Raw genomic sequence first — 22,588 nt, 5'->3', positions numbered from 1 at the left:
GAGTTCAAAATAAACAACAAAACCTACTGACCTCTTTTACGTTTTCTTTTCTTTTTTATCTTATTGGCAAAATCCTGTTCTTCGTAATCTTCTCCCTGTGCTTCGGGAAGTAAGGCACTCAATGTTTCGATCAAACCATCTTCATGTTTTTCTGAAGTATTCAGGAAGTCGAACAAATGATGTGGTTGTTCTGCAGGAAGATCTGTGTCATTTGGTTTTGATATTTTAGATTGTAGTTGAACTGGCTTTTTAATGTCGGGTTTGATATTATGGTTCCAATAATCATTAAAGGTATTGGCAGAAAGTTCTTTGCCCAAACGTGAACCGTTCCAAATTGCTTTAGAATTATGGTCTATAAAAGTTATTCCGTAAATACGCCCTGTGTCATTTCTCCGTACCACTACGTTAATGCCTTGTTCGCCTAATCGCTTTTTAAAAGCCTGCTCATCACTTGTTGATTGCAAGGCAATGGTAACAGTAGCTTTAATGGTTGGCTTTGTCGGGTGGTCTTTCAAAGCCTCTTTGCTTTTTGCAAAATGTAATTCCAAAGTCGGTAGCCCTGCATTCTTTCCGAATAAGGAAGCCTTGAACGGATGTCCAGCTCTTTCTCCTTTTTCATTTAAAGGAATGTACAATAAGCCTTGGCGAATTTTTCCCTGCAATTCTCCCTCTACTTTTTCAATAGTAATATTAAAAAGGGAAAGCAGTGCATTGTATTCTCCCAGTGTCTGGAACTTATAATACTTAGTTAGGTGACGGACAACCGAAGCAATCTGGCTTTTTATATCTCCTATTTGGTAATTCACAGGATGGAAAATATTATCATTTTGTTTGTGCTCTTTCTCTGTAGCTGATAGAAGTCCGTATTTACTTTCGAGTTCACGACATACATTCATAGATCGTCTTTTTTCGAACTTATCCGAAATCTTTTTGCCTTCTTCATCCACACAAACTGATACAATATGTATATGGGTTCGATCAATATCCGTATGCTTGAATACTACAAAAGGTTGTTCCCCATAACCCAGTTCCTGCATATACTCCTGAGCTATTAGTTTGAACTTTTCATCACTTACATTATCCTTTGGGTCAGGATTGAGAGATATATGCAAAGTTGGTTTTTCGGTATTGCGGTTGGCAATCAGGTAAGGTTCAAAAGATTGGGATAATTGTGCAACAGAATAATATCCATTAGGTGTTTCTATTATTCTATTGGTAAATAGAATTTGACCATTTTTATTCTCTACTTTGAGCTGATTGTATGCCAATGCTCCGTATAAATTACTACCTCTTCCGATTTTCGCTATCATTTCTATACTATTTTTTCAAATGATTTGTTTCAAATTCTTCGGTTATCTGAATGATTTTTTGGCATAATACCGCCATTTCTGCCGTCTGTTTTTCTAATTTATAGAGAAACGCAGCGGCTTTTTTATCGGAAAAATGACGGTACAACAGCTTCACAATCTGATTGTAATTCACGCCTATTGAGCGAAATTGACTGTGAAATGAAGTCAATCGCATATAAAAATCAACCGTTCCTTTATCAATTTTAACCGATTTCATTTCCTTACTGAACAAAAGTGAAATGATAAATTTTGCTTTGTTGGTCATTCCTGATGTTTCAAAAAGAGATATTAATCTAGCATTTTCTTCGTCTGTAAGACGAAAAACGTGGCGGTGAATACTCGGGTCGTTCTTCGGAGTTCGTCCGCCTTTATTCTGTTTTTTATTACTGTTTTCTTTCATCATTATATCCATTTTTGACTTTAGCAAAAAAGCCTGACTTCGGAAGGGTTTTCAGCCCCTGCAAGGGCAAGTTGTTTTGGGGCACGAACTCAGTTTCGAGTGCCTCAAAACACAACTTGCCGTGTTCTGGCGAACACAAAAATCCGCCCTGCGGGACGGATTAAATAAAGCAGGGAAAAACGGCTTCGAGCCGTTCACTTTATAGTCTAATTTGTCGAAGTCATTTTGCATAAATCCATTAATAAAAATCACTTTACAAAGTAAATTCCTCTTCAGTAAAGTATTGCACTGTGTAGTATTGCCAAATAGTGTCAATGAACGCCAATGCGTTCTTACTTATAAGAAGGACGTATACATCTGCATTTCTTTGTACCTGCAAGCGTATGTAAACAGATAACTATGTTGGTACGTTGTTTCTCAATTATGTATTTAGTCGCTTATGTGTATACAAGTTTATGGATGTTGATAAATACAGAAGAGCATATAAAATTGCATGGTTACATAAGTGCAGGTTTACAGACTTGGGTTTATACATATATAGTCATGATGATACAAACTTATTTGTGTAGTTGGCTAAAGACAGATACGCATATGTCAGTATATAAGTAGAGCAATACCTATTTAAATAGCCACATAACTTTCTACAAAATTGCATACGTATGAACAATAGTAGGTAAGCATCTATCTATGCAGTGATATAAGTAAATAATTAAATACAGTTAAAAATGAAAACAGAACACAAAACAGTATTCATTGCTTTTTCGTCCCAAAAGGGAGGAGTTGGCAAAACCACCTTTACGGCACTTGCGGCCAGTACACTACATTATCGTCTTGGCTACAATATAGCCGTATTCGATGCTGATTTTCCACAACATAGTTTAATGAAAATGAAGACTCGTGATTTGGCTATGGTGATGGAAAATGAGTTTTTAAAACGGATGGCATTCAAACAATTTACGACTATTAACAAAAAAGCTTATCCGATCATTCAGCATAAAGCTGAAGGTGTATTGGAGGCTGCGCATGATTTTTTAGAATCCACTTCCGTTCCGGTTGATTTTATCTTTTTTGACCTTCCGGGAACAGTAAACACTCCTGGTATTTTGAAAGCTCTGGCGGGGATGCACCATATTTTCACGCCTATTGTAGCAGATCGTGTAGTTATGGAAAGTACACTCATTTTTACCCAGCTGATGAAGGATGTTATTATGAAAAAAGGAGAAACCTCCATTGAAACCATTAATCTGTTTTGGAATCAGGTAGATGGTCGTGAACGCTCGCCCTTGTACGATGTTTATAATAAATTGATTGATGAGTTGGGCTTAAGTCTAATGCAATGTCAGATTATGAACAGCACACGTTTCCGCAAGGAGAGTGAAGCGGGTGCCAAAACTGTTTTTCGATCAACTTTAATGCCTCCCGATGAACGGTTGATGAATGCTTGCCGCTTAGACCAGTTTATGACGGAATTTTTAAGAATCGTTCAATTGTAATAGCATGGAAAAAGACAATAAGAAAAAAGCAATTCCCGAAATCAACGAAGAGTTAATGATGAATCTGATGGTAGATGGAGTAAAAAAGGAAGGATTGGAACTTCCGCTGGAAGAACGCAAAGCTCCGATAAAACCATTTCAGGAAAAGCCTTTAGCGAAGGAACGGAACAGAGGAAAAAAAATAAATGATCAGGATTATGAAAGCATATTTTTCAAAAGGCCAGACACCAATGCCCGTGATGGTAAAACGGTATATATCCGACCGGATTTCCATGAGAAACTCTCACGGATTGTACAGGTAATAGGCGAAGATAAAATAACCATTTATGCCTACTTAGACAATCTTCTTGAATATCATTTTCAGGAGTTTGGAGAGCAGATTATCACAACTTTTAATGATAAATACAAACCTATTTTATAATTATGGAAACAGTAATCGTAATATGCCTGCTCATTATTATTGCGCTCTTGGTGCAGGATAAGATAATTATCAAGAAAAGGACGGAGCAAAAACCAACTCAGGAAAAACCTAATCCGAACCTACCTGATATTATGGGACAGCCCAAACCAATGAGAAGCCTTTCAGTGCCAAAACGTGCCACTGAAAGCCAAAGTAAAAAGCGGAAACATGAAATGAATAATTTTGATATTGAAATCGACGAGGTAGATGTCGATATACAAATTCCGCAGGAAGAACTGGATGAAGTTTTTGGAAATATGCCTGATTTTGAGGAAGAGGAAGAAGAATGGAACAGATATGGAATATCTGGTAGGAATGACGGTTTTGCCCAAGGGGTTACCTTTGAAGAACTAAGCTCTGCGGGGATGTTGCTGCAAAAAAACAAATTGGAGCCATCTCAAAAGGAAACAGTAGTTGCTATAGTTCAGAAAATACAAGGAACTGAATTATTCAGCCTATTGGAAAATTCCATAGAAAGTGCTTCCCGAAAAATTGCCGAGCTATTGGACGGAAGCCTTTCTTCTGAAATGGATGCCAGTTCTTCCACTTTGCGGAAAAATGATCTGGAGAATTTTGACATTGGGGAGTTTGTCTGAAAAGACGACTTCCCTTTGTTATTTAAAAACAGAATATTATGGAACGAGAATTACCAACGGTGAACATCGAAGGAACAGATTTTTTTGTAGATGTTATAAAAAATGAATTAAAGGAAAAAGGCAACCCTCAAAACAGGATGAGCATTAAAAATATGCTGTATGTTGGTGATGGTTACCGTTTTCAGTATGATATGACAATCAATAATTTTCTTCCTTTTGGAGCATCAATGGCTCTGGGCAATAACAACCATTCAAAGGAAATAAAAATCCCCAATCTTGTAGAGCTCGATTCTATAGGTATGGCAAAAAAGTACAATCTAACAATAGAAGAAATCACTGGAAAGACAGATTTTGAATTGACGATAAAACCGGGAAGTCCGCTTGATTTGCGATGGAACAAAAAAATATTGCCAACATTGGATATTGCTGGACACACTTTTTATGTTGATTTAGTGATGGACAAGCTTCGACCAAAAGATGACTTTAAGTCTAAAGGAATAGACTTATCTGAAATAAGGGAATATTATGATCGTTATTATCAGGCATATATTATTCCTTATAATCCAAAAACGCGTGAATTTCAGGAAGTGGGTATTCGTACCATTACCGAACTGCCTAAGGAAATCATAGTGATAAAGTTTCCACATCTTAGTGAATTGGACAATGTTGGCTGGAACATAAAATATGGTTTTGGGCCCGGACACCTTATAAAAGAAGATACTCTTCAATTACACTTTAAAGCCAGAACACTACCATGGAAGGAAACCAATATTCCAGAAAATATTAAGTTAAACCTTGAAGAACAAAAATTGGAACAAAAAGAGAAAATAGAAGCCAAGAAATTGTCAGATATATTCCCTGAACAAAAAAAGGGTAGAAAAATGTAAAACATTAAGAGCCAGAGCCAAAAGTTCTGGCATTTTTTTGTGCCCAATTTCTGTTTAGAAAATACAAGAAACTGAATTATTCAGCCTGTTAGAAAATTCCATTGAGGGTGTATCCAGTAAAATAGCCGAGCTTTTGGATGGTAGTCTTTCTTCTGAAATAGAAGCCAGTTCTTCTACTTTGCGGAATAATGATTTGGAGGGGTTTGATATTGGGGAGTTTGCGTGAGCAAACTCCCCAATATCACTTTTTTTAATTATAATTTTCTAATAACTTTATGCAGATTATCCAATCGTATAAGTTGATATTTATCACTTTCCAAGTCTTCTATTAGCAAATCCAGATCAATATCTTCATCATCATTTAGCTTCTTATCAATCGAAGTAAAAATTATTGTTTGCCTTTCTTCGATTTCCGAACAGGTTTTGAATAAAGCTTTTAAACTACTTAAATTTGTTCGATGTTGACCAGGTTCATCAAACATAATAATACCAGGATGATTAATTCCATTCTGTAATAAAGCTAAGGTATAAGCCCAAATATTACGAACAAAATCAGAAGCAGAAGAGTTTATTCTTATGGATTGAGGAACACTATCATTTCTATGATTTTTATACACTGGAAAATATTTGAAGGGCTCTTTCCTATTAATAGTTATTTGATATTTCTCATTACTTTCGTATCCAAATCCGAAAAGGAAATTTTTATATTTTGTTTCAAAGCTGCTTAGTTTATTTTCATCTTCTACTTCAGATTCTCCTAAAGCATTTATCTGAATATTATTGTTGTGATACTGATTAGCCAATGCTTCCAATTCAGCTTTTAAATCGGAAATAGAACCCTTAAGATCTTCCAATTTTTCAATCTCTCTTTCAAGTTGAAGTTTTTTTACAATTTCCGATTCAGAAAAGGCTCTATCATCTGAAATCAAGTCTTTAGAAATTGATTTGATTAGTGTTTCTTTTTGACGTAGGTTATTTTTAAAATAGTTAAGAAGTACCTCTTTTTCGCCAATTGTTTCAATTAAACTTTTAATAGAGGTTTGTATTATCTTTTTTTGGCTTCTCAAAAAGTTAGTATTTTCATCAAGTGTAAGTTGTGGAATACTTATATTTCTTGTGTTAATTAGATTTGTTGAAACTGGTTGCGTGCAAGTTGGACATTGATTCGTACCATTTTTATTAATGATATTTTCACTAAAAACTTTCTGTAAATTTATATGATCTTTAATCTCAGCTTCTACAATGCCCAATTGGTTTTTTAAGGTGAAATCCTGTTGTTTATCAATACGGAGTTTATCTTCAAATTTTTCAATATACTCTTTAAGGTCAGAGTACTCTTGTTTTTGTTTAGTAAATTCTAAAATTGTTTGCTCACGGTTTTCTTTTATAGTAGAAATGGGTCTATTTTCTAATTCTTTAATCATTTCCATTTTTTCATTCATAAATTGACTAAAAGTAACTTTTTCTTCTTCCGAAGTAGAAAAAACAACATTTATTTTATCAATCTCTGATTTGTCCGTTGTCAATTCTTGCGGAACATTTACTATTGTTGAGCTTGTCTGCTTTTCTAAGTAAGAGAAAGCTTTTATTTTTCTTTTCCAATCATCAGTTATTAGATTTTTTTCTTTATTTAGAACATCCTTTTCCGTAGAAAGTCTAATTTCATTTAGACCTAATAGAAACTCAACTATTTTTTCTTTTGCTTTAGTAATTCCGAAAAAAGGCATCGTAGCAAAAAAGTCAGACCAACCTTTGGTTTGTTCAATAAATAAAGCCGAAAATATTGTTTGAAGATAGAGAGGACTATAATTATCTGTTCGAGAATTATTACTTACCATAGGAAGTTCTAAATTCATAAAACTACTTAACCAATTATAAAATCCATTTATATCTTCATTGTTTCCTCTAGAATTAACAAAATATACAGCTTTATGAGGCGTATCATTTTCGTTATCTATAGAACTCAAAGATGAGTTATATACAGTGATATTAGAGGTTTTTACATCCTCTGTATCTGTTGTAATGTATCTTTCTAGGAAGACTATTTCATTATTGTCATTTTCTATTTCTAATAGAATTTTTGATGACTGTACCTTATAATTTATACCCTCTTCCTCTTGGCTTGGTTTAATGGTAAACTCTTCTTTTAACGCCTTATCTAACGCTTTTTCATTGTGAGCACCGAGTAGCTCCTCCATACCTAAAGCATAATAAATACAAGTATTAATTGTTGTTTTTCCTCTAGAATTTGGACCTGCGATAATGTTCAAACCGCTTTCAAATTGAAACTCAAATCCGTATAAATCTGTAATATTTTCGCTTTTATCAGATAGGATTTCTGCTTTTAACTTATTTATCTTAAACATATATATCTTCTATAATAATTTCCAATTTTGGTTTGCAGATGTCAATCTTGACTTGGGGATTATTCCAAGATTTTTTATTTTTTGTAACTCATCTTGAAAAAGCTCGAACTGATTTATTGAATTAATGATATTGTTCCCTTTTTCAGTTATTTTGATTTCAAGTGTTTGACCAACCATAACCCGTTCAATATATCCATTAATCAAACCTAAAGCTAAAACCTCATCTATCCCATGCTCAAAAGTCCATGGGATTAAATTTTTTCGTACTTGATTAGATATATCAAGTAAAACTTGATAATTATTATCATTACGTAAACTCCAGAAAACAATATGTATTAATTCTAAGCTAGCTTTTTTACCATACCCGCAATGTTTAATTATACCTAATAGTAAAACAACTTTATAATAACCATTATATCTTATTGATATTGAGATTGGTTTCTGATCTAGTTTAATATCAATCATTAGTAGTAAAATTTAAAGTGCATATTCCTAACCATTCAATAATTTGATATTCTGAAAGGTCTAAATTTGTGAAATTTGGTAAAACTTCGAATTCACTTTTCAATTGGTTTTGTAATTCCATTTTTAGATTAATTGCTTCACTATTCTGATTAACACTCCTCGAATAGTCATCTTCAACTTGGTCAACAAATCGTTTTACAATATTTTTAAAATTTGAATAAAGTATGGGATAATCATTTTCAATTGTTCTGACATTATCTTTCATAGCCAAAAACTTTCTTATTTGTTTAGCCGTTACAGAATTGGCTTTGGCTATTTCTGGGTATAGCACATTATTTTTACGATAGAGTTTTTCAAAAAAATCACTGTTCTCTTTTTTAAAGGCTTCAATCTCTCTGTCAGTTCGCTCTTTTTCCAGATTTTCGTTCCATCGTTTTAAATTTTCAAAGTCTGATAAGTCCACATATTCTGATATATACTGTTCAATATGTTTTATAGAACAACAATCAATATCATCATTCCAAGCTTTATCGGTAATAACAGAATTAAGTATTCCAATAAGGAACGGTGAATTGTGCCTATAGATAAATACTCCGCTACCTGAAAGTCCTTTAGCCAAATAATGTCCATCTTCTCCTCCTTGATCAAATGTTTCTCCTACCAAAGTAACTTTAAAACAACCTACATCATCACTTACAGATAGAACTTTACCGGTAAAAGGACGATATTGATTAATATTAACGCCTTGATAACCACAAAATTTTATCTCGTTTTCAGATAACACTCCTCGACCTAATTTATATTGATAGAGCAATTTTTCTTCATTATCAAAATCGATTTCTATAAGCGCAAAATCATGTTCTGTATTAAATTCCTTAATTTCAACACTGGTTATTGCTCTAAATTCTGATGTGTAATCATTTTGTTTTTCGATAACAATGTCACTTACGTCAGGCATACTTTTCCCCAAGCAATGTGCTGCCGTTAAAACATAAAATGATTCTTTACCGGGTAATAATACCCCACTGCCTGTATTCCCATTGCTTTTTATTCGAACGCAATATTTTTCCGCTAGATTATATGTCATTTTTTCTAAAACCAATTTTTATTTATTGCATTCCAATTTCCTTCTTCAAAATCTGTATCATTTATAAAATCACCAATCCTTTCTTTTATATCATCAATCTTATAATTGAAATAAATAGTTAATACCTCATCTTTTCTTTGAGAATTATAAACTATCCGAGCAATAGTTTCTCTTGAAGGGTGTTTATGATCAGCTGTTCCTCCATTCGTAGATATTATAAAATTATTAGACTGTATCAAGCCAAGTTGTTCCTGTGAAGTATTGTTTAAACTGCCGTGGTGAGAAACTTTTACATAGTCAACTTCTAATGGTTTAGTTTCGTTAAAACAATTTAACCTTAAACTCTCAGTTATAATTTCCGATCTAGAATCTGCTAATAAAAGAATAGAAACATCTAAGCATTTCAGAACAAAAGAGATTGAAGAAGAATTAAAAATGTCGTTATTAATATTTTTATCTGGGGAGAATGGTATTTTACTTAAATCTTCTAATGAATTGGAATAAACTTCTTTTTGAGAAGAGATATTTACATTGTCATTATTAGTTTTTGGCAAATTGGCTAATTGCCATTGTCTATATAATTCTTCTTTAATTTGTGGAGTCGGAGATAATATAATAAACTCAACCCCACTTTTAATTATTGACTTATCAAGCGTAGTTATTTCAATAAGTTTTACATCTGGATTCTTTAAAAGAATTAATTCTTTTAAAGAATCACCTTGTTTAGTACTTATCAATTCATCATTATTAATTTCTACAATTTCTGGATGATTCATCCAAATTTCATCAATCACAATATTATCTATAAGACTACTTTTAAATAAGCTAATTAAACCAGCTATATGATCTGAGTCAATGTGGGTGAGTATAAGTAAATCTATACGGTTAACATCTTTTAACTCTGCCTTAAGGGTATATCTAAAAGTTTGAGCAGTACCTCCATCAATAAGAATAATAAATTCATCATTATTGATATCATATGTTTTAATAAGAATACAATCTCCGTGAAATGCGGGTAATATGGCAAATTCTGTACTATTTCTTTTCATTCAGGTCAACAGAGCTTAAGTTAGTCTAAAATATAAAACAGCTAATATAACATATTTCAAAGTTTTAACAGCCAATTACCGCCAAACAATTCCTTTGACTGCTACTTTGTTATAACTCCTCAATTTCAATAGCATCTTTGCCCCGAAAGTCCACAAGGAGTGGAAAAACAGTAACAATTTAAAGTGTTAAAATCATGGAAAAACAAAGTAAAAAAATCCTGCTGGCAACAATGGTAATACTGTCAGGCTTCAGTGTGTTGGCACAGGGAGACGGTTCAGCTGGTATCACCGAAGCCACACAAATGGTTACGTCCTATTTCGATCCTGCCACACAACTCATCTACGCTATTGGAGCCGTGGTAGGTCTCATTGGAGGGGTTAAAGTGTACGGTAAGTTCAGTAGCGGAGATCCCGATACAAGCAAGACTGCAGCAAGCTGGTTTGGTGCGTGTATCTTCTTAATCGTAGCCGCTACCATTTTACGTTCATTCTTCCTTTAATCCCTTGCCTTATGAATTACAATATTAATAAAGGCATCGGAAGAACAGTAGAATTTAAGGGGTTGAAAGCACAATACTTGTTCATTTTCGCAGGCGGACTGCTTGGTACACTGACCCTTGTAATGATAATGTATATGGCTGGCGTAAATTCTTACATCTGCCTGTTGCTTGGATCAGGCGGTGCTTCGCTGATTGTATGGCAGACCTTTTCATTGAACAAAAAATATGGGGAACACGGGCTGATGAAAATTGGGGCAAGAAAAAGACACCCACGATACATCATCTGTCGCAAGCCGTTACACCGCTATTTAAAGTTCACTTCTAAATCGAATGGCTTATGAGAAATGTAGCCAAAACCACAACACTGGAAAATAAGTTTCCCTTACTTGCGGTAGAAAACAATTGTATTCTATCAAAGGATGCAGACATTACCGCTTGTTTTGAAGTACGTTTGCCGGAACTGTTCACGGTGGCTTCTGCTGAATATGAAGCTATTCATTCCGCTTGGCACAAAGCAATCAAGACGTTGCCCGATTATACAGTTGTCCATAAACAGGACTGGTACATCAAGGAAAACTATGCGCCCGACATTGCGGATGATAGTTTGAGTTTTTTGGGTAAATCTTATCAGCAGCATTTTAATGAACGTCCTTTTCTTAATCATTACTGCTACCTGTTCCTAACCAAGACAACTAAGGAAAGAATGCGAATGCAGAGCAATTTTTCATCGCTTTGCAAAGGTGCTCTTATACCAAAAGAAATCAGGGACAAGGAAGTGATCCATCGTTTCATGGAAGCCGTTGGACAATTTGAACGTATTGCAAATGACAGCGGATTTATCGGTTTGCGACGTCTTACAGAAGAGGATGTCATTGGTACGGATGAAAAACAGGGGTTATTGGAACAGTATCTAAAGCTGTCGAGGGAGGTCGGGACACCAATGCAGGACATCGGATTGGGAGCTGAGGAAGTACGTGTTGGCAACAAAAGATTGTGCCTGCATACCTTATCCGATACAGACGACCTACCTTCGGCAGTATCAGCAGATACTCGTTACGAAAAACTATCTACCGACCGGAGCGACTGCCGTTTGTCGTTTGCTGCTCCAGTGGGCTTGTTGCTAAACTGCAATCACATCTACAACCAATATCTGTTTTTGGATAACAGTGAAGACAATCTGCAAAAGTTTGAGAAGTCTGCAAGGAATATGCATTCATTGGCTCGTTACAGCCGTGCCAACCAGATCAATAAAGAATGGATAGAGCGATACTTGAACGAAGCACACAGTTTTGGGCTATCCTCCATCAGGGCACACTTCAACATCATGGCTTGGTCGGATGACCCGAGTGAATTTAAACAGTTAAAGAACGACTGCGGTAGTGCTTTGGCACTTATGGAATGCAAGCCCCGTCATAATACCACCGATGTAGCTACGCTCTACTGGGCAGGAATGCCGGGAAATGCTGGCGATTTTCCAAGTGAAGAAAGCTTTTATACGTTCATTGAGCCTGCTTTATGCTTATTCACTGAAGAAACCAACTATCACAATTCGCCATCGCCATTTGGGATCAAGATGGCAGACCGTCTGACCGGAAAGCCAATCCATCTGGATATTTCCGATTTGCCAATGAAGCGTGGTATTATCACGAACCGGAACAAGTTTATATTGGGACCTTCGGGAAGCGGTAAATCTTTCTTTACCAACCACATGGTCAGGCAATACTATGAGCAAGGCGCGCACGTCCTGCTTGTTGATACAGGTAACTCTTATCAGGGATTATGTGAACTTATCAAAGGAAAAACCAAAGGAGAAGATGGGGTTTACTTCACTTACACTGAAGACAATCCCATTGCCTTTAATCCTTTCTATACCGATGACGGCATTTTTGATATCGAAAAAAGAGAAAGCATAAAAACCCTGATAGTGACCTTATGGAAGCGCGATGATGAGCCGCCGACCCGCTCCGAAGAAGTAGCATTGTCCAATGCAGTAAGCGGTTATATCGAACGCATCAAGCAGGATGATACCTATCCTTCTTTCAATGGATTCTATGAATATGTTCAGGGCGATTACCGTAAGGTATTGGAAGAAAAACAGGTTCGGGAAAAAGACTTTGATATTGCCAACTTCCTGAACGTACTGGAACCTTATTACAAAGGAGGCGAATACGATTACCTGCTCAATTCCGATAAACAGTTAGATCTGCTTTCCAAACGCTTCATTGTGTTTGAAATTGATGCAATCAAAGACCACAAAATCCTCTTCCCAATCGTGACCATCATCATCATGGAGGTGTTCATTAACAAGATGAGAAGACTCAAAGGTATCCGCAAACTCATACTGATTGAAGAGGCTTGGAAAGCTATAGCCAAAGAGGGAATGGCTGAATATATAAAGTACCTCTTCAAAACGGTTAGGAAGTTTTTCGGTGAAGCTATAGTAGTGACACAGGAAGTAGATGACATCATCCAGTCGCCCATTGTGAAGGAAAGTATTATCAACAATTCCGATTGTAAAATCCTGCTCGACCAGCGCAAGTACATGAACAAGTTTGATGACATACAGGCTATGCTCGGACTTACGGATAAGGAGAAGGCACAGGTACTTTCCATCAACATGAACAATGACCCGTCACGGCTTTATAAGGAAGTGTGGATTGGCTTGGGTGGAACCCATTCGGCGGTATATGCCACAGAAGTTTCCGTTGAAGAATATCTCGCCTATACCACCGAGGAAACGGAAAAAATGGAAGTGATGCGGCTTACTGGTGAACTGGATGGAAATGTAGAGCAGGCTATCAAGCGAATAGCCCTGCAAAGAAGAGAAAAGTAAAACAAATTATTAATCATTTTAAAATCAAAGAGCAATGAAAAAAATACTATTCATGGTGTTGACAGTACTAATGCTGGCTGTATCACCATCCGCAAAAGCCCAATGGGTGGTTACCGATCCTGCAAACCTGGCTTCAGGTATTCTTAACAGTGCCAATGAAATTGTACAGACTTCAAACACGGTATCCAATGTTGTCAAAAATTTCAAGGAAGTGGAAAAGGTATATAAACAGGGCAAAGAATACTACGACAAGCTACAAGCTGTAAATAATCTAGTCAAAGATGCACGCAAGGTACAGCAAACAGTACTGCTGGTTGGTGATGTGTCAGAAATGTATGTGCAGAATTTTGGAAAAATGATGAACGATCCCAATTTTTCTGCCCAAGAATTAATTGCTATTGCCAATGGTTATGCAGCACTGCTTAACGAAAGTACCGAACTGCTGAAAGAACTCAAACAGATCGTAAGTTCTTCCAGCTTGTCTTTGAATGACAAAGAACGTATGGATATTATTGACCGTGTATACAAAGAAATTAAGGAATACCACAGCCTTGTACGCTATTACACGAACAAAAATATCTCAGTAAGTTTTGTTAGGGCAAAAAAGCAGAACAATAGCAAAAGAGTACTTGAACTCTACGGAACCGCTAACCAAAAATACTGGTAAGCTATGGAATTTGATAATCTTCACGAGGTTCTGCGCTCCTTGTATGATGAGATGCTTCCACTGTCCGCCGATATGGCGGCAGTGGCTAAAGGAGTGGCTGGCTTGGGCGCCTTATTCTATATAGCTATAAAGGTGTGGCAGGCACTAAGCCGGGCAGAGCCGATAGATGTGTATCCTTTACTACGTCCTTTTGCTTTGGGTCTTTGCATCATGTTTTTCCCTACTATGGTACTTGGAACAATCAATGCAATCCTTAGTCCGATAGTGCAAGGGATGCATGCCATCCTCGAAAATCAGGTGCTTGACCTGAACGACCTACAGACAAAAAAGGATTTGTTGGAACGGGAAGCTATGCTTCGAAATCCTGAAAACGCCTATTTGGTATCTAACGAAGAGTTCGATAAAAAGCTGGAAGAATTGGGCTGGTCGCCATCTGATTTAGTTACTATGTCAGGAATGTATATGGAAAGAGGAATGTACAGCATTGAGCAGTCTGTAAAAAACTGGTTCAGGGAATTGCTGGAAATCCTATTTCAGGCAGCAGCTCTGGTGATTGACACGATACGCACTTTCTTTCTGATTGTATTGTCTATACTCGGACCAATTGCCTTTGCCATATCGGTCTGGGATGGTTTTCAATCCACGCTCACGCAATGGCTTACCAGATACATCAGCGTGTATTTATGGTTGCCAGTAGCAGACCTGTTCAGCTCTATGCTTGCCAAGATACAATCCCTCATTATAGAAAGAGATATCGAAATGCTTGCTGATCCGACATTCATTCCCGACACCTCAAATACTGTGTATGTGATTTTTATGATCATTGGCATAGTGGGGTACTTCACCATTCCGACCGTAACAGGCTGGATTATTCAGGCCGGCGGGGCTGGAAACTATATGAAGCAAATAGAGAGCTATGGAAAGAAAGCAGGAAACCTTGCAGGAGCGGGAGCCGGTTCAGCAATAGGAAATATCGGCGGCAGGCTAATGAGCAAATAAAACAATTAATTATTCAAGAAAATGGAATTTAAAACGCTAAGAAATATCGAAAACAGTTTCAGGCAGATAAGATTGTACGCTATCGTTTTTGCTATACTCTGCACAGGAGTGGCAGGATATACCATATGGCAGTCCTATCATTTTGCGGAGCAACAACGGCAGAAAATTTATGTACTGGACAATGGAAAATCGCTGATGCTAGCACTTGCACAGGATGCATCTATCAACCGTCCTGTCGAAGCAAGGGAACATGTAAGACGTTTTCACGAACTGTTCTTTACGCTGGCTCCCGATAAGAATGCTATCGAAAGTAATATGAGACGGGCGTTTAATCTTGCCGATAAAAGTGCCTTTGATTATTACAAAGACCTTTCGGAAAAGGGATATTACAACCGTATTATATCAGGTAATGTGCAGCAGCGTATCGAAGTGGATAGTGTGGTCTGCAATTTTGACACCTATCCCTATGCGGTCCGCACCTATGCGAAACAGTTCATCATCCGTTCCAGCAATGTGACCAAACGTAATCTGATTACTTCCTGCTATCTGGTCAATTCCGTCCGTTCGGACAATAACCCGCAGGGCTTCAATATAGAAAAATTTTCAGTGGTCGAAAACAAGGACATTGAAGTTATCGAACGCTAAAAATAATCGTATGGAAACATTTTCAGATTTAAACACTTTCGCTATAACCCTTACCGAAAAAGGATATAGCGGTTATTTCCACACTCAGGGAGCGTATCCCGGAAAGCTAAAAGACAGTATCTGTGAATACCTCGAAAGTTGCCAAAAGGGTGCCGACAATTTGCCTAAACTGGAATTGTTGCTGACAAGCTATCTGCAATGGTCAGGAGAAGATAAGCCTCGTGTAGAATGCAGTATGTGGGTAAAATACCTGAACGGCAAATTCTCTCTCAACAGAATGGAGGTAGCAAAAAAAGATGGCTTCGGACAACTGATGAAAAAATCAGCTCTGACAGACCTTTCTATACTATCCGTACCCAAAGCGATTGCTTCAATCTCTTTGGTTAGTGAAGAACCGAAGCAAGAGGCAGAAAAAAGTCCAAAGCGTTTCAAGCTATAACAAAAGAAATTAGAAGGCTATGAAAAAATTAAGAGCAACTATGGAAAGGTACTTTGACAAGCTGGATGAACGTTGGCGGGTATTGCCAATACAAAAACAGCATCAATGTATGCTGTGCTTCTTTGTGGGTTATCTGTTACTTACTGCGGGGGTCATTGGCAAAGTATGGTATGAAACTTCAAAGTCCCGTAACGATATAGGCATTGAGCATATCGAGAACCCCATCCACAAAAAAAATGAAAGTCCTGCACTCTTGCAGGATACATTATCAACAATTTTAAAAAATAAGATTTATGAAAGAAAATGAGAACAAAAAAACGGTCGTTCGGGTAACGGAAGGGAACCCAGCAGCAACCGATGAGGTACTGCAATACAGTACACAGGATAAAGTCCAAAGGCTAAAAAAGCCGCTGATATTTGGTTTAATGGGAGTCGTATTTGTAGGCTGTATGTACCTGATCTTTAAACCGTCTTCCGAGAAAAAGGAAATCGAGAAAATCGGACTGAACGAGGTCGTGCCACAGGCTACGGGTGCAGGAATGCCTGACGATAAGGGTAAGGCATATGAAGAGGAAATGCTGGAACGTAAGAATCAGGAAAAACGGAACGATCTCACATCTCTTTCTGATTACTGGAATGAAGACGGAAAAGGAGAGACGGGAGAGGAGCTGCCTGAAGAGGAAGAAAGCTACAGTAATGCCAACGGATCTGGAAAAAACAGTAATCCAGCTTTGAACAGTTACCGCAACGTGCAAAGTACATTGGGCTCTTTTTATAAGGACGATAATTCTGAAACGAAGGAACTCCGTAAGCAATTGGAAGAATTAAAGGAAAAACTGGCTGAGAAAGACGTTCCTGCGGGAGTAACGGTAGATAATCAATTGGCATTGATGGAGAAATCTTATCAGATGGCTGCAAAATATCTTCCTTCTGGTACAAATACGGGAGAAGCTGTACCAGCCAATAGTGCTGTTTCTAAGTCTTCTTCCTCTACACAAAAAGAGCAGTTTGTGGCATTCAGTTCTACAAGAAAGAACACCGTATCTGCCTTGTGCCGTGAGCCTAGCGATAGTGTCTTTTTAGCTGATTGGAGTCAAAACAAGAACAGCCGTTTTTATACTGCAGGTGCTTTAGAGCAAGTGGTACAACCCAAAAACAGTATCAAAGCCTGTGTACAGGAAACGCAGACCATTATCGGTGAAAGCAGTGTACGCCTCCGCTTATTGGAACCGGCCCAAACACCTAATCGTACCATTTCCAAAGGAACAATTTTAACGGCTAACGCCAAACTTGAGGGAGGACGTTTACAGATGAAGGTTATTTCCATAGAATTGGACGGAAACATCATCCTGGTTGATATTACTATTTATGATCTGGACGGCCAGCAGGGTTTGTATGTGCCGTATTCGCCCGAAATGAATGCCCTTAGCGAAATGGCAGGCAATATGAGCCAGCAATCCGGTACAAGCCTGATGCTTACCCAATCAGCAGGGCAACAGGTTGCCGCTGATTTGAGCCGTGGGGTAGTACAGGGCATTTCGGGCTATTTCTCCAAAAAAGTGAAGACACCGAAAGTTACCTTAAAGGCAGGTCATCAACTGTTTCTTGTCTCCAAAAAATAATGTAAAACATAAATAGAATTAAACAATGAAAAATCATTTTAGAACCTTGTGGGCATTTGCCCTGATCATTGGCTTTGCCATTTCCTCTTTTGCACAGGACAGTGCAAAAAGTTCCCTTACTTTAGGTAAGATAGAACCGTTCTGTATGGAAGTTACTTATGACAAAACTTCACATCTGATTTTCCCAACTGCTATACGCTATGTGGATCTGGGCAGTGAATACCTTATTGCAGGAAAAGCAGAAGATGCGGAAAATGTACTTCGTGTAAAAGCATCGATAAGAGAGTTTGCACCAGAGACAAATTTTTCGGTGATTACCAATGACGGCCGCTTTTACAGCTTCAATGTACATTATAATTCATGCCCAGAGGCATTGAGTTATGACCTGCTATCAATGCAAAAGGCAGTGGATAAAGCGGGCGGGAACGATGTGCTTTTTGAAGAATTGGGAAACAATTCTCCATCTCTGGCAGGTTTGTTATTGGAAACCATTTACAAAAACGATAAACGTATTGTAAAGCATATCGGGGCGAAAAGTTTCGGCATACAGTTTATTCTCAAAGGAATTTACATCCATAATGGTAAATACTATTTCCATGCAGAACTCGCAAACCGTACCAATGTTCCTTTCCAGATTGATTTTATCAATTTCAAGGTAGTGGACAAAAAGATTGCAAAGCGAACCGTGGTACAGGAAAAGCCAATGATACCACTACGCACTTACAGGCCACTGAGTGAGATTGACGGAAAAAGAACTGAACAAAATGTGTTCCTATTAGACCAGTTTACCATTGCCGATGACAAGATGTTGTTGATTGAGATTTTTGAGAAAAACGGTGGTAGACATCAAACACTTCAAGTAGAAAATTCCGATTTGATCAAGGCTCGTTTGATTAACGATATGCACCTGAAATTTTAGTAATCCATTAAAAATAACAACAGAAAAATGAAAAAGTATATTTATACGATGATGTTTGCCTTTATGGGTATTACTATCACACAGGCACAACGAATGTTGCCTAAACAGAAAGGATTGGAAGTAAACGCTGGAACCTTATCAAATGACTATCCCAGCAGGAACTACTACCTCAATATAGGTATGACCGTAAACGGTAAAAACGGCAATTATCAGCTTTGGGCATTGGAATATACGCACCAGTTTGATGACTATAAAAACCTCCGATTACCACAGGAAACCTACACAGCCGAAGGGGGATACAGTTTCTTTCTGCTGGGTGATGCCCGTAAGAACATTAGCCTGAATGCAGGAATAACTGGTGTGTTGGGGTATGAAAGCATTAACCGTGGCGAAGCTCAGTTGTATGACGGGTCAATAATACTGACTGAGGACAATTTTATCTATGGTACAGGCGGAAGGCTGTCTTTTGAAGCATACCTATCCGACCGTTGTGTATTGATCCTTCAGGGGCGTACTAAAGTTTTGTGGGGTACTGACTTGGAACAGTTCCGAACTTCAGTAGGTCTGGGATTGAGGATTAACTTCTAAAATATAAAACTATGACAGCATTTTTCAATAGATTCAAAATAGGCTTACTGCCAATGTATGTATTGCTGGCAATCCTGACAAGCTCTGTTACATCTTGTAGCAAAGGCGAACTGGAAATACAAAATGATTTCCCTTTTGAGGTAAAGATGATGCCCGTACCTAAAGAAATTGCTAATGGCAATACAGTGGAGATTAGGCTGACGATACAGTCAACAGGGAATTATAGTAACATACAATACTTTATTCGTTACTTTCAATTTGACGGACTGGGAACTTTGCAGTATTATGATGCTCCACCATATCTGCCCAACGATTTGTACCAATTACCTACAAAAGAGTTTAGGTTGTATTACACTTCGAAATCCACCGTCTCTCAATCCTTTGAAGTATGGATTTCGGATAACTTTGGTAACGAGAAACAACTAAGTTTTCAGTTAAACAGCAGTGATTAATAAAATTATTGAAGATTAATATAAATTAAATTGATCTGCTGAAATACGGCAGGTCAATTTTTTAGGCTTTAAATCTTTACTTTAATTTCTTTCGATACAATAATATTAATTTGAAAATAGCATTATTAAATTCTAATAAATGTGCAGTGCAGAACTCACACCAGTAAACGAGCAATTAATAATAAAATTATAATTGAGATATTTTAAGAATTTAGATTCTTAAATTTGAAAGAAATTTAATTATGACTTTGCTTTTCCAATACTTTAGTAAATACAATCCACTTTCCAAAGAAGCAGAAAATGCTATTTCTGAAATATGTTCTATTATAAAAATTAATAAAAATCAAGAATTACAAACAATTGGTCATACTTGCAAAACTATTTATTTTCTAAACACAGGAACAGCAAGGATTTATTATTACAAAGATGGAATTGATATTACAGAAAGCTTTGCTTTTGAAAACAATATTATCGCAAGAGTTGAAAGTTTATTTACAGGAAAGCCATCTCGAAAGGCAATACAAATTTTAGAGGATAGTGAAATCGTAGCAATAAATGCTACTCAACTTTTTAAATTGTACGACACATATCCTGAAATTGAAAGATTATTTAGAAAAATATTTGAAGTTGCTTATGTAGATACTGTAAATAGAATTGAAGGAATTCAATTTCATACGGCAGAGGAAAGATATACTTCTTTGATTTTAGAAGAACCAAATGTTTTAAAAAAAGTTCCTCTAAAACATATAGCATCTTATTTAGGAATTACCCAAGTTAGTTTGAGTAGAATAAGAGCAATTAAGTAATTATTTATCTTATGTTAAAGGATTAGTGTTTTTAAGTGTCGAATTTTGTAAAATAAAATAAATCAAAATGACACATATAAAAACAATTGACACAAAAACACTTCGAGATTGGCTAGAAATAGGTAAAGAGGTTTCTATAATTGATATTAGACCAATACAAGAACGAGTAGAATGGCATATTCCACAAAGTATTCACGTTAATGCTTACGAAAAATTAAAAACAAAAGATAAATATGCTTTTCAAGGTTTGCACCTTGAAAAGCATATTCCTGTTGTTGTAATTTGCGCAGGCGGGAAGGCAAGTTTGATTGGTGCTGAAATATTACAAGACCAAGGTTTTGATGCTTATTCTTTAGAAAGTGGTATGAAAGGTTGGAGTTTGTCTTGGAATACCGCTAAAATTACTTTTCCAAATTTTGAAATCATCCAATTAAGACGAACTGGAAAAGGCTGTCTTTCTTATATTGTAGTTTCAAATAATGAAGCAATTATAGTTGATGCTTCACTTCCAATCGAAGTATATGAGCAAATTTTAAAGCAAGAAAATCTTACTCTAAAATATGTTGCTGAAACTCATATTCACGCTGACCACATTTCAAGGTCAAAACAATTAGCAGAAAATAATAATGTTTCTTTATTTCTTCCGCATCCAAACAATGTGACTTTTGACTATGAACCGATAAATAATAATACATTTTTTGAATTAGGAAACATTCAGATAGTGTCTTTAAAATCTCCAGGACATACTTTAGAAAGTACTACTTTTTTTATAGATGAAAAAGCACTACTAACAGGAGATACTTTATTCATTAATGGAGTGGGAAGACCGGACTTAAAAGCCAATAACGACGAAGCAATAGAAAAAACAAAAAATCTATATCAATCATTACAAACATTGTTAGCACTTGATGAAAATAGTGTTGTTTTGCCTTCACATACAAGTCAACCGGTTGAATTTGACAATCAACCTATTCAAACAACTATTGGTTTTATAAAAAATAATGTAGCAATGCTACAACTAAATGAAAAAGATTTTACAGATACTATTTTAAATCGTATTCCACCAACTCCAACTAACTATTTAGAAATTGTAGCATTAAATTTAAAAGGAGATTTCAGTACTATAAATCCAATTGATTTAGAAGCTGGAGCAAACAGATGTGCAATTTCTTAACTTTAAAATCGAAATTATAAATGAAAATTCTAATCATACTAAATGATGCGCCTTATGCTAATGAAAAATCATATAACGGGCTTCGTACAGGCATACAATTATTGAATCAAGTAAAAGATATTCAAATAAGCTATTTTTTATTTTCTGACTCAATTGGCTCAATTATTCAAAATCAAAAACCATCGGCTACAAAATATAATGCTGGAGAACTTATAGAAGAATTAATTAGTAAAGGAGCTTCAATAAAAATATGCAAAAGTTGTATGGAAGCAAGAGGGAATATAAACCAAATTGAAGGCGTAGAAATTAGTAATATGACTGAATACTCCGATTTAATTATTAATGCTGACAAAATCATAACTTTTTAAAATATGAAACCACTATTTATTTTTGTGTTGATGAGTTTATTTACTCTCAATAGTTTCGCACAATGTGTCGAAAATTCTGCTAAAACTAATAATCCAACAAGTATTGGAATTGTAGTTTATTCCAATGATGTAGAAACTATTTGGAATGCAATTCGTTTTGCCAATTTTTCAAAAAAGCAAGGAGATACAGTAAGTATTTTTCTTTTAGGAAAAGGTGTTGAATTAGATAATTTAGTAAAAACAGAAAAAGATTTAAAAGAACAAACAGATGCTTTTTTAGATAATGGAGGTACAATTTTAGGATGTGGCACTTGCTTACAAAGTAGAAATTATGATAGTCCGAAAGTTTGTAAGTTTTCTTCAATGAAAGAATTGTATCAACTTGTACGTGAAAATAAAATTGTAATGACATTTTAAAAATTAT

The 22,588-nt window shown here is 36.2% G+C and carries 26 protein-coding genes; 20 read left to right on the top strand and 6 right to left on the bottom strand.

Features of this window, described 5'->3' with window-relative positions; all coding sequences use genetic code 11:
* Positions 1–23: 23 nt before the first annotated feature.
* Positions 24–1,310: a conjugal transfer protein MobB gene (gene mobB, locus HQN62_RS14000; protein WP_173504836.1), complete on the bottom strand. Its 1,287-nt coding sequence runs from the start codon at positions 1,308–1,310 to the stop codon at positions 24–26.
* A 7-nt stretch (positions 1,311–1,317) separates the two neighbouring features.
* Complete coding sequence (gene mobA, locus HQN62_RS13995; RefSeq protein WP_173505581.1) at positions 1,318–1,749, bottom strand: conjugal transfer protein MobA; 432 nt, start codon at positions 1,747–1,749, stop codon at positions 1,318–1,320.
* Positions 1,750–2,474: 725 nt separating this feature from the next.
* Between mobA and HQN62_RS13990 the strand changes: the two genes are divergently transcribed.
* The 4 genes from HQN62_RS13990 to HQN62_RS13975 are packed head-to-tail and all read left to right on the top strand — an operon-like array spanning position 2,475 to position 5,185.
* Positions 2,475–3,242, top strand: a complete 768-nt coding sequence (locus tag HQN62_RS13990; protein ID WP_173504835.1) for a ParA family protein — start codon at positions 2,475–2,477, stop codon at positions 3,240–3,242.
* 4 nt (positions 3,243–3,246) lie between these two features.
* Positions 3,247–3,663, top strand: coding sequence for a DUF3408 domain-containing protein (locus HQN62_RS13985; RefSeq protein ID WP_024981707.1), 417 nt, complete (start codon positions 3,247–3,249; stop codon positions 3,661–3,663).
* A 2-nt stretch (positions 3,664–3,665) separates the two neighbouring features.
* On the top strand, positions 3,666–4,298 hold the full coding sequence (locus HQN62_RS13980) for a conjugal transfer protein TraD (protein ID WP_173504834.1): 633 nt from the start codon (positions 3,666–3,668) through the stop codon (positions 4,296–4,298).
* A 38-nt stretch (positions 4,299–4,336) separates the two neighbouring features.
* Positions 4,337–5,185: a hypothetical protein gene (locus HQN62_RS13975; protein ID WP_173504833.1), complete on the top strand. Its 849-nt coding sequence runs from the start codon at positions 4,337–4,339 to the stop codon at positions 5,183–5,185.
* A 254-nt stretch (positions 5,186–5,439) separates the two neighbouring features.
* Here the strand turns inward: HQN62_RS13975 and HQN62_RS13970 are convergent, their stop codons facing one another.
* Genes HQN62_RS13970 through HQN62_RS13955 form a run of 4 tightly spaced genes read right to left on the bottom strand, consistent with a single transcriptional unit; the run spans position 5,440 to position 10,152 of the window.
* Positions 5,440–7,551, bottom strand: a complete 2,112-nt coding sequence (locus tag HQN62_RS13970) for an AAA family ATPase (protein ID WP_173504832.1) — start codon at positions 7,549–7,551, stop codon at positions 5,440–5,442.
* Between the two features lie 9 nt (positions 7,552–7,560).
* Positions 7,561–8,016 carry a hypothetical protein gene (locus tag HQN62_RS13965; RefSeq protein WP_173504831.1) on the bottom strand — a complete coding sequence of 152 codons (456 nt, stop codon included), beginning with the start codon at positions 8,014–8,016 and terminating at the stop codon, positions 7,561–7,563.
* Complete coding sequence (locus tag HQN62_RS13960; RefSeq protein WP_173504830.1) at positions 8,009–9,103, bottom strand: trypsin-like serine protease; 1,095 nt, start codon at positions 9,101–9,103, stop codon at positions 8,009–8,011. Before HQN62_RS13960 ends, HQN62_RS13965 begins: the two co-directional genes overlap by 8 nt.
* Before the next feature lie 5 nt (positions 9,104–9,108).
* A complete protein-coding gene (locus tag HQN62_RS13955; protein WP_173504829.1) occupies positions 9,109–10,152 on the bottom strand; it encodes a ComEC/Rec2 family competence protein in 1,044 nt (347 codons plus the stop codon).
* Between the two features lie 194 nt (positions 10,153–10,346).
* Between HQN62_RS13955 and HQN62_RS13950 the strand changes: the two genes are divergently transcribed.
* From HQN62_RS13950 to HQN62_RS13875, 16 genes are all read left to right on the top strand, one after another.
* Positions 10,347–10,652 (top strand): DUF4134 domain-containing protein, encoded by a 306-nt coding sequence (locus HQN62_RS13950; RefSeq protein WP_173504828.1) that lies wholly within the window; start codon positions 10,347–10,349, stop codon positions 10,650–10,652.
* An 11-nt stretch (positions 10,653–10,663) separates the two neighbouring features.
* On the top strand, positions 10,664–10,993 hold the full coding sequence (locus tag HQN62_RS13945) for a DUF4133 domain-containing protein (RefSeq protein ID WP_173504827.1): 330 nt from the start codon (positions 10,664–10,666) through the stop codon (positions 10,991–10,993).
* The gene (locus HQN62_RS13940) at positions 10,990–13,485 is read left to right on the top strand and encodes a TraG family conjugative transposon ATPase (protein ID WP_173504826.1); all 2,496 of its coding nucleotides are present in this window, start codon (positions 10,990–10,992) and stop codon (positions 13,483–13,485) included. Before HQN62_RS13945 ends, HQN62_RS13940 begins: the two co-directional genes overlap by 4 nt.
* A 34-nt stretch (positions 13,486–13,519) precedes the next feature.
* Complete coding sequence (locus tag HQN62_RS13935; RefSeq protein WP_173504825.1) at positions 13,520–14,152, top strand: DUF4141 domain-containing protein; 633 nt, start codon at positions 13,520–13,522, stop codon at positions 14,150–14,152.
* Positions 14,153–14,155: 3 nt separating this feature from the next.
* Positions 14,156–15,151, top strand: a complete 996-nt coding sequence (gene traJ, locus HQN62_RS13930) for a conjugative transposon protein TraJ (RefSeq protein WP_173504824.1) — start codon at positions 14,156–14,158, stop codon at positions 15,149–15,151.
* Positions 15,152–15,172: 21 nt separating this feature from the next.
* The gene (traK, locus tag HQN62_RS13925) at positions 15,173–15,796 is read left to right on the top strand and encodes a conjugative transposon protein TraK (RefSeq protein WP_173504823.1); all 624 of its coding nucleotides are present in this window, start codon (positions 15,173–15,175) and stop codon (positions 15,794–15,796) included.
* Between the two features lie 10 nt (positions 15,797–15,806).
* Positions 15,807–16,235 (top strand): hypothetical protein, encoded by a 429-nt coding sequence (locus HQN62_RS13920; protein ID WP_100845075.1) that lies wholly within the window; start codon positions 15,807–15,809, stop codon positions 16,233–16,235.
* A gap of 19 nt (positions 16,236–16,254) precedes the next feature.
* Positions 16,255–16,542, top strand: coding sequence for a nitrogen regulatory IIA protein (locus tag HQN62_RS13915; protein ID WP_173504822.1), 288 nt, complete (start codon positions 16,255–16,257; stop codon positions 16,540–16,542).
* Positions 16,529–17,857 (top strand): conjugative transposon protein TraM, encoded by a 1,329-nt coding sequence (gene traM, locus HQN62_RS13910; protein ID WP_173504821.1) that lies wholly within the window; start codon positions 16,529–16,531, stop codon positions 17,855–17,857. Before HQN62_RS13915 ends, traM begins: the two co-directional genes overlap by 14 nt.
* Before the next feature lie 25 nt (positions 17,858–17,882).
* Positions 17,883–18,776 carry a conjugative transposon protein TraN gene (traN, locus tag HQN62_RS13905; RefSeq protein ID WP_173504820.1) on the top strand — a complete coding sequence of 298 codons (894 nt, stop codon included), beginning with the start codon at positions 17,883–17,885 and terminating at the stop codon, positions 18,774–18,776.
* Between the two features lie 27 nt (positions 18,777–18,803).
* On the top strand, positions 18,804–19,364 hold the full coding sequence (locus tag HQN62_RS13900) for a conjugal transfer protein TraO (protein ID WP_173504819.1): 561 nt from the start codon (positions 18,804–18,806) through the stop codon (positions 19,362–19,364).
* A gap of 11 nt (positions 19,365–19,375) precedes the next feature.
* Positions 19,376–19,816 carry a DUF3872 domain-containing protein gene (locus HQN62_RS13895; protein WP_173504818.1) on the top strand — a complete coding sequence of 147 codons (441 nt, stop codon included), beginning with the start codon at positions 19,376–19,378 and terminating at the stop codon, positions 19,814–19,816.
* Between the two features lie 242 nt (positions 19,817–20,058).
* Complete coding sequence (locus HQN62_RS13890) at positions 20,059–20,622, top strand: Crp/Fnr family transcriptional regulator (RefSeq protein ID WP_173504817.1); 564 nt, start codon at positions 20,059–20,061, stop codon at positions 20,620–20,622.
* Between the two features lie 67 nt (positions 20,623–20,689).
* Positions 20,690–21,796 (top strand): MBL fold metallo-hydrolase, encoded by a 1,107-nt coding sequence (locus tag HQN62_RS13885; protein ID WP_173504816.1) that lies wholly within the window; start codon positions 20,690–20,692, stop codon positions 21,794–21,796.
* 20 nt (positions 21,797–21,816) lie between these two features.
* The gene (locus HQN62_RS13880; protein WP_173504815.1) at positions 21,817–22,164 is read left to right on the top strand and encodes a DsrE/DsrF/TusD sulfur relay family protein; all 348 of its coding nucleotides are present in this window, start codon (positions 21,817–21,819) and stop codon (positions 22,162–22,164) included.
* A 3-nt stretch (positions 22,165–22,167) separates the two neighbouring features.
* Positions 22,168–22,581: a DsrE family protein gene (locus tag HQN62_RS13875; RefSeq protein ID WP_217362493.1), complete on the top strand. Its 414-nt coding sequence runs from the start codon at positions 22,168–22,170 to the stop codon at positions 22,579–22,581.
* Positions 22,582–22,588: the final 7 nt, after the last annotated feature.

The organism is Flavobacterium sp. M31R6 (assembly GCF_013284035.1).
In the GTDB taxonomy this organism is placed as follows: domain Bacteria; phylum Bacteroidota; class Bacteroidia; order Flavobacteriales; family Flavobacteriaceae; genus Flavobacterium.
Note: the sequence above shows the minus strand (reverse complement) of the source record. Positions and strands in the feature narration are given on the sequence as shown.